The sequence below is a fragment of the Sandarakinorhabdus cyanobacteriorum genome (assembly GCF_002251755.1).
GTDB lineage: Bacteria > Pseudomonadota > Alphaproteobacteria > Sphingomonadales > Sphingomonadaceae > Sandarakinorhabdus > Sandarakinorhabdus cyanobacteriorum.
In genome coordinates, this window is sequence record NZ_NOXT01000044.1 from 1 (window position 1) to 6,996 (window position 6,996).

Genomic DNA, 6,996 nt, shown 5'->3' on the forward strand with positions numbered 1-6,996 from the left:
CAACGCCCTGACAGGAAGGCTCATGAATAAGGCGGGTTAAGCCGTCTGGACCATTGGTCTATAAGCAACGCCGATGCGCCGCCGTGCGGTTGACCGCCTGGCCAGTAGCCGCCGTGTGAACCTGATGGCCATCTGCTCTGCAGGAAAGGCACAGCTACGGTACTTGGGCCGGCTATCAATTCGCCCCCACGCCCAGGTCACGACGTGCCAGCCAAACAGGTCACACTCCCGTGAGATTGCATAACTTCGCCGAACGTTGCGCGCATCATCAACCGCGGCCAGAAGGATATGGGTTTGTACAGTAAGGTCGGTCAGGCGCTCGCTCATCGCGAAGGTGTAGCAAACGGCACATGGCGTGGCTCACGAGGATTTTGAATCAATGGGGTCACGGTGATTCACCATATCGATCAACACAGCCCCCTACCCTCGCCTCTTGGCCAAGCCGTGGGCACTGCCACAGGCTCTCATTTCGCGCTGGGATTATCACGGCAGCGCTTGCGAGGATTGGCGTCATCTGTCATTTAAACGGCGACACTTGACGGACAGTCATCATGGCCAGCAACGCTGCAATCTCTGCCGAGCCCGCATCTGATCTCGACCGCGCGGTTAAGCTGCTTGGCGGCAAGCGTCATTTCCGGTCACAGGTGCGATCACGTCTTGATGTGCATCGCGCGATCGAGATTGGCTTGGATAGCGGAGCTCTCACCTATCTGATCGGTTCTATCGTGTTCATGCGCGAAGCTGATGTGATGGAAAAGGCCATGGGCATCAGCTTGCGCACCTTTCAGCGTCGCAAGAAGGACACCGGCCCAAAGGTGCTCAGTCAGGAGCAGAGCGGCCGTGCGTGGAAGTTTGCCGAGATCCTGGCTAAGGCCACACGCGTATTGGGCTCTCAGGAAGAAGCCGAGCGCTGGCTCAGCCAGCCCGCCATGGCCTTGGATCAGCGGCGGCCGGTTGATCTGCTGACGACCCCCGCCGGGGTTGAGTTGGTCGAAGAGCACCTCGAGCGGCTCGAGTACGGCGTCTACGCGTGACCCCCCTCCCCTTTGCGCTGGGTGGACCGCTCCTCATCTGGCGTCTCGACTTGGCGGAGCACGCTCAGAGCTGGGACAGCGGCGAAGGCGCTTACCGCGTTGGTGGTCGCTGGAACTCGAAAGGGCGACGGGCGGTTTATACTGCGTTCGATCCGGCGACAGCCATCCTCGAAGTGGCGGTACACAAGGGCTTTCGTGCCCTTGATGCCGTACCCCACACGCTGACCGCGGCCGAGATCCTCAATGCGGCAAACATTCATGTCGTGACGCCAGAAGCTGTCCCGGAAAGGTCCTGGCTGGAACCGGGGATTCCAAGCACGGGACAACAGGCCTTTGGCGACGCGTTGCTTGCGCAGTACGACTTTGTAGCTTTCCCAAGCGTGCCATCACGGTTCAGCTGGAATCTGGTCTTTGACCCTGTGCGTGCCGCCACGGGCTATCGCGAAGAGCGGCAGGTGCCCTTCGTGCTTGATCCGCGGCTACACAACCCCAAGCAGTGATGAGCAGCCGCGACTCCGCAAGGCCTGCCAAGGCCAGGCCAAGGCGCAGCGCCCGTGAACCAAGCATCACGGAGCAGCGCCAGCAAAAATCGGCAGTTCGCTTTCCGGCATATCTTCCGTCTGAACGAAGTTTGAGACGGTCACACCAACCAAGCGGATGCCCTTCGGGGCTGGCGGAACAGAGTTGATCAGTTCGAGTGAGACGCGGTGAAGCGCATCCCGCGTGGTGACGGCCCCCGGCTGGCTGCGGCTGCGCGTAATCTGCTGAAAGTCAGCATATTTGACCTTCACGGTCACAGTGCGCCCGAACGCCTGTCGCGACTGGCACCAGCGCCAGACGTCGTCGGCCATGCGAAGCACGCCGGTTTCGATTTCAGCGGGTTCGGTCAGATCGCGGTCGAATGTTGTCTCGGACCCCGACGACTTGCGCGACCGGTTGGGTTCAACGGGCCGGTTATCCTCACCGCGGGCAATGGCATAATACCACCCAGCGGAACTGCCGAAATGGCGCTGCAGGAACTCCAGCGATTTGGCGCGAAGGTCCGCACCTGTCTCGATGCCCAGGCGCTTCATCTTCTCCGCTGTAACCGGTCCGACCCCGTGAAAGCGGCTCACAGGCAGCGTGTCGACCCACGCCTCACCCATGTCGGGCGTTACCGCGAACTGGCCATTAGGCTTGCGGTGGTCGGAAGCGAGCTTGGCCAGGAACTTGTTGTACGAGATGCCGGCCGACGCCGTGAGACCCGTTTCTGCCAGGATAGCAGCCCGGATCTCCTTGGCGGTCAGCCACGCCGTAGCGAGGCCGCGCTTGTTGGCCGTTACATCGAGATACGCTTCGTCGAGCGACAGGGGCTGGATGAGGTCGGTGTAGCGGGCAAAGATCTCGTGGATCTGCCGAGATACTGCGCGGTAGACCTCAAAGCGGGGCGGCACGAAGACAAGATCCGGGCAGCGCCGCATCGCCGTCACCGAGGGCAGTGCCGACCGAACCCCGAATTGTCGCGCCTCATAGCTGGCAGCAGCGACCACACCACGGGCCGCAGCGTACCCAACGGCAACCGGGCGCCCGCGCAGCGAGGGATCATCACGCTGCTCCACGGACGCATAGAACGCGTCCATGTCGATGTGGATGATCTTGCGGTCAGTGACCATCTCACTGCTTACCCGTCTCGCCACGATGCCAAGCGCATCACCGGCTCATTTGCATGGGTGCCGACGGCGGTGGTTCGATCTTGTAGCCGCAGCGCTGGAGATGCTCCATCAGGCTTGCAGCGATCCGCGCTGATCCGCGATCACGATCAAGGGTCAACCTCGAGGCATAGTCACGGCGTGGCGATTGCGAAATCATGCGCAGACCGATGACCAGGTCAGTCAGAAATTCGTCTGGCAGCGAGTCTTGCATATGGAACATTTGATGAACGGCCTTGGCTGCTGTCAAGCTGATGACCCACCATGTGCGGCGCCGGGTGCGCGCATTCGGATGCAGGACGGCGATCACATCGTGCATCCATCGTGCTACGTTGCCAGACATGGAATGGGCCGGTTCAAAAACAGCCTCGCGCCTTGCGGGCAGCAATGACAGCAGGCGCGGGACATGAGTGAGGCGAGCCCGGCCGCTGGCGAGATGCTGGTTGGCAATGTGGAGCGGGTGACCTTCCACAGCGAAGAAAGCGGCTTTTGCGTGCTGCGCGTCAAGGCGCGCGGGCACCGCGACCTTGTTACGCTGGTGGGCCATGCCGCCATGATTTCGGCGGGCGAGTGGATCACCGCAACCGGTGAGTGGGTGAACGATCGCAACCATGGGCTGCAGTTCAAGGCCCGCTTTCTGAAAACCGCAGAGCCCTCCTCGGCGGCGGGCATCGAGAAATATCTGGCATCCGGCATGATCCGCGGCATTGGCCCGGTCTACGCCAAGCGCCTGGTCAAGCAGTTCGGGCAGCAAGTCTTTGACATCATCGAGACGGCACCCGAGCGGCTGCGCGAGGTGCCCGGTATCGGCCCGACGCGTGCCGCCAAGATCATCGGCGCCTGGGCCGAGCAGAAGGTGATCCGCGAGATCATGGTCTTCCTGCACAGCAATGGCGTCGGCACCGCGCGCGCAGTCCGGATCTACAAGACCTATGGGGCTGATGCCGTCCAAGTGATGACCGAGAACCCCTATCGCCTTGCCCGCGATATCAGGGGCATCGGTTTTCGGACGGCCGACACCATTGCGCAGAAGCTGGGCATTGCCCCGACGGCCATGGTGCGCCTGCGCGCTGGCATTTCCTTCGCGCTGACCGAAGCCATGGGCGAGGGCCACTGCGGGCTGCCGGTCAATGAGCTCAAGGCCCTGGCCACCAAGCTGCTTGAAGTCGATGCGGCGCTCATCGAGACAGCGCTTGAGCTGGAGCTTGGTGATGGCACTGTCATTGCCGACCGCGTCGGCGAAACCGACTGCGTGTTCCTGGGCGGTCTTTATCATGCCGAGAAGGCTATCGCGGCGCATCTGGGGCGACTGCGCGATGGCGCGGTACCGTGGGGCGCCATCGACCCGGACAAGGCCTTGCCGTGGATCGAGCAGCGAACGGGTCTTACGCTGGCTCCGAGCCAGCGCGCGGCGGTGGCCACGGCGCTGCACTCGAAGGTGACCGTCATCACCGGCGGCCCGGGGGTGGGCAAGACCACCATCGTCAATGCCATCCTGCGTATTCTGGCCGCCAAGGGAATCAAGCTGCTGCTCTGCGCGCCCACGGGCCGCGCTGCCAAGCGCATGACCGAGGCCACCGGGATGGAGGCGAAGACCATTCACCGCCTGCTGGAGTTCGACCCCAAGGCCTTCGGTTTCAAGCGCGGCGAGGACAATCCGCTCGACTGCGATCTGCTGGTGGTCGACGAAAGCTCGATGGTCGACGTCATGCTGATGCAATCGCTGGTCAAGGCCATCCCCAACCGGGCAGCCGTCCTGATTGTCGGCGATATCGACCAGCTGCCATCGGTAGGCCCTGGTCAGGTGCTGGCTGACATCATTGGCTCAGGCGCACTGCCCGTGGTGCGGTTGACCGAGGTCTTCCGACAGGCAGCACAAAGCCGGATCATCACCACCGCCCACCAGATCAATCGCGGCCGCATGCCCGCCCTCAGCCGCCCCGAGGGCGAGACGGATTTCTACTTCGTGGCAGCGGCCGAGCCCGAGCAGGCCGTACCCAAGATCATCGACCTGGTTGGCAAGCATATTCCGCGCCGGTTCGGCCTCGACCCCATCCGCGATGTCCAGGTGCTGTGCCCGATGAACCGGGGCGGGGTCGGAGCACGTTCCCTCAACATCGAACTGCAGGCCGCGCTCAATCCCAATCCGACGGCCAAGGTGGAACGCTTTGGCTGGACCTTCGCGCCCGGCGACAAGGTCATGCAGATCGAGAACGACTACGACAAGGACGTGTTCAACGGCGACATCGGCTACATTGAGGCCGTCGATATCGGCGAGGGGGAGCTGGCCGTGGATTTTGACGGGCGCACCGTCACCTACGCCTTCGGTGAACTCGATACGCTGGTCCCGGCCTACGCGGCGACGATCCACAAGAGCCAGGGGTCGGAATATCCGGCGGTGGTCATTCCGGTGATGACCCAGCACTTCACCATGCTGCAGCGCAATCTCCTCTACACGGGGGTGACGCGCGGCAAGAAGCTGGTGGTGCTGGTCGGGCAGACGCGCGCGATCGCAATCGCGGTCAAGAACGCCTCGGGGCGCAGGCGCTGGTCAAAGCTCAATGAGTGGCTGGCGCAGGCCTGATCGGCCAGACCATCCGCGGTACTACCGGACAGCAGCGATATTGGGACCGGCAGTGCTGGCTACAGAGCGGCCGGTTTCTACCAGCCAGGCTTCCTTGGCCACCAGAGCGCCTCTTCGCACGCCGCATTGATCACATGATAGCCCGCATGGTGGGCCGCAGTGGCGCAGGCGTGGTTCGGCAGGATGCGAACGCGCGCGCCAACCGGAAGCTCAGGCAGTTTGGCACGGCAGCCCAGCGACACAGATCTGCGGTGAATAGGGGCATCATTCCCCGGATATCATGCGGCGAATGTTCTTGCCGCCCGCGGTGAATAAGCCCTATAATCGCCGCAAAGGATGCGGCGATCATGACATATATCCACGAGCAAGCGGACTGGCCCAACCTGCGCTGGAGTGATGCGCAGCTGGCCCAAGCGCTCGCCGCCGTGCGTCATCGGCAAGGCCGCCTGATCGGGCACATGGAGGCGCTTGGCTTTCCATTGCGCGAGGAAGCTGTCCTGCGCACCCTTACCGAGGATGTGATCACGTCAAGCGCGATCGAAGGCGAGGTCCTGGACCGTGGCCAGGTGCGCTCCTCGATCGCCCGCCGTCTCGGCCTCGATATCGGCGCAGTGGCGCCAGCAGATCGCAACGTCGAAGGCGTTGTCGAGATGATGCTGGATGCCACGCAGAGCTATGGAGCGCCGCTCACAGCCGAACGATTGCAAGGGTGGCACGCGGCCCTTTTCCCGACCGGCCGGAGCGGCATGCGCAAGATTGTCGTCGGGGCGTGGCGCACAGGCGAAGAGGGCCCCATGCAGGTCGTGTCGGGTCCGGTTGGCCGTGAACGGATCCATTTCGAAGCCCCCGACGCAGCACGACTGGAGACTGAGATGGCTCGCTTTCTCGACTGGTTCGAGAAGGCACAGCCAGATCCCGTGCTGAAAGCCGGTGTAGCCCACCTCTGGTTCATAACCATCCACCCGTTTGCCGATGGCGATGGCAGCATCGCCCGCGCGATTGCGGACCTGGCGCTTGCGCGCGCCGAAGGCACCTCGCAGCGGTTCTACAGCATGTCCGCCCAGATCAGGGCCGAGCGTAATGCCTACTACGACATCCTGGAATCAACGCAGAAGGGTTCCACCGACATCACGCAGTGGCTGCTCTGGTTCATCGGCTGTCTCGACCGCGCCTTCGACAATGCCGAAACCATCTTGGCCGGCGTCATGCGCAAGGCACGGTTCTGGGAGGCGGCAGCGGCGCAGCCACTGAACGAGCGCCAGCGCAAGGTGATCAACCGGCTGCTGGACGGGTTCGAGGGCAAGCTGACCAACACGAAATGGGCGGCGATCGCCAAGACGTCATCTGACACTGCGCTGCGCGATATCACCGATCTTGTTCAACGAGGCATCCTCGTCAAAGAGCCTGGCGGCGGGCGGAGCACCAGCTACTCCCTCGCGATGACTGGGGCAAAGATGCAAACACCATGATCCCGGGCGGTGTGGCTTAGCACTTTTGCATCAACCTCACGGATCAGCACCGGCAAAGATCGGCGAGCTGATGCCGTGGGCCTGGCTGCCTTAAATTCGGCCGAGACCAAGCCTCTGGGCTTGCCGCGCTGCAGGTTGCCGCCCCTGCAGTGCACTTATGCATTTTTTAGGCATTGACGACTGTGACCTGCTCCCCGTTTCTGGACCGCCTTGCTGGCTGC

8 protein-coding genes are annotated in these 6,996 nt (G+C 62.8%); 4 read left to right on the forward strand and 4 right to left on the reverse strand.

Annotation, left to right across the window (positions count from 1 at the left end):
• Positions 1-36 precede the first annotated feature (36 nt).
• Positions 37-327 carry a WGR domain-containing protein gene (locus CHU93_RS18215; RefSeq protein ID WP_133064265.1) on the reverse strand — a complete coding sequence of 97 codons (291 nt, stop codon included), beginning with the start codon at positions 325-327 and terminating at the stop codon, positions 37-39.
• 224 nt (positions 328-551) lie between these two features.
• Between CHU93_RS18215 and parS the strand changes: the two genes are divergently transcribed.
• Together parS and CHU93_RS00965 are read left to right on the forward strand one after the other, a co-directional pair.
• Positions 552-1,034 (forward strand): type II RES/Xre toxin-antitoxin system antitoxin, encoded by a 483-nt coding sequence (gene parS / locus CHU93_RS00960; protein ID WP_094472350.1) that lies wholly within the window; start codon positions 552-554, stop codon positions 1,032-1,034.
• Positions 1,031-1,534 carry an RES family NAD+ phosphorylase gene (locus CHU93_RS00965; RefSeq protein ID WP_094472351.1) on the forward strand — a complete coding sequence of 168 codons (504 nt, stop codon included), beginning with the start codon at positions 1,031-1,033 and terminating at the stop codon, positions 1,532-1,534. Before parS ends, CHU93_RS00965 begins: the two co-directional genes overlap by 4 nt.
• 66 nt (positions 1,535-1,600) lie before the next feature.
• Here CHU93_RS00965 and dinB read toward each other — a convergent pair whose 3' ends face one another.
• Positions 1,601-2,686: a DNA polymerase IV gene (gene dinB / locus CHU93_RS00970; RefSeq protein WP_094472352.1), complete on the reverse strand. Its 1,086-nt coding sequence runs from the start codon at positions 2,684-2,686 to the stop codon at positions 1,601-1,603.
• 37 nt (positions 2,687-2,723) lie between these two features.
• Entirely contained in the window at positions 2,724-3,032 is a 309-nt protein-coding gene (locus tag CHU93_RS00975) for a hypothetical protein (RefSeq protein ID WP_133064266.1), read from the reverse strand.
• Positions 3,033-3,128: 96 nt separating this feature from the next.
• On the opposite strand from CHU93_RS00975, the gene recD2 reads away from it, so the two are divergent.
• The gene (gene recD2 / locus CHU93_RS00980) at positions 3,129-5,306 is read left to right on the forward strand and encodes an SF1B family DNA helicase RecD2 (protein WP_094472354.1); all 2,178 of its coding nucleotides are present in this window, start codon (positions 3,129-3,131) and stop codon (positions 5,304-5,306) included.
• Between the two features lie 77 nt (positions 5,307-5,383).
• Here recD2 and CHU93_RS00985 read toward each other — a convergent pair whose 3' ends face one another.
• The gene (locus tag CHU93_RS00985) at positions 5,384-5,548 is read right to left on the reverse strand and encodes a hypothetical protein (protein WP_341476551.1); all 165 of its coding nucleotides are present in this window, start codon (positions 5,546-5,548) and stop codon (positions 5,384-5,386) included.
• A 105-nt stretch (positions 5,549-5,653) separates the two neighbouring features.
• Between CHU93_RS00985 and CHU93_RS00990 the strand changes: the two genes are divergently transcribed.
• Positions 5,654-6,775: a Fic family protein gene (locus tag CHU93_RS00990; RefSeq protein WP_094472356.1), complete on the forward strand. Its 1,122-nt coding sequence runs from the start codon at positions 5,654-5,656 to the stop codon at positions 6,773-6,775.
• Positions 6,776-6,996 lie beyond the last annotated feature (221 nt).

Coding starts and splice junctions, on each gene's coding strand:
- CHU93_RS18215 (WP_133064265.1), bottom strand. CDS start 327: ATGAGCGAGCGCCTGACCGACCTTACTGTACAAACCCATATCCTTCTG.
- parS (WP_094472350.1), top strand. CDS start 552: ATGGCCAGCAACGCTGCAATCTCTGCCGAGCCCGCATCTGATCTCGAC.
- dinB (WP_094472352.1), bottom strand. CDS start 2,686: ATGGTCACTGACCGCAAGATCATCCACATCGACATGGACGCGTTCTAT.
- recD2 (WP_094472354.1), top strand. CDS start 3,129: ATGAGTGAGGCGAGCCCGGCCGCTGGCGAGATGCTGGTTGGCAATGTG.
- CHU93_RS00990 (WP_094472356.1), top strand. CDS start 5,654: ATGACATATATCCACGAGCAAGCGGACTGGCCCAACCTGCGCTGGAGT.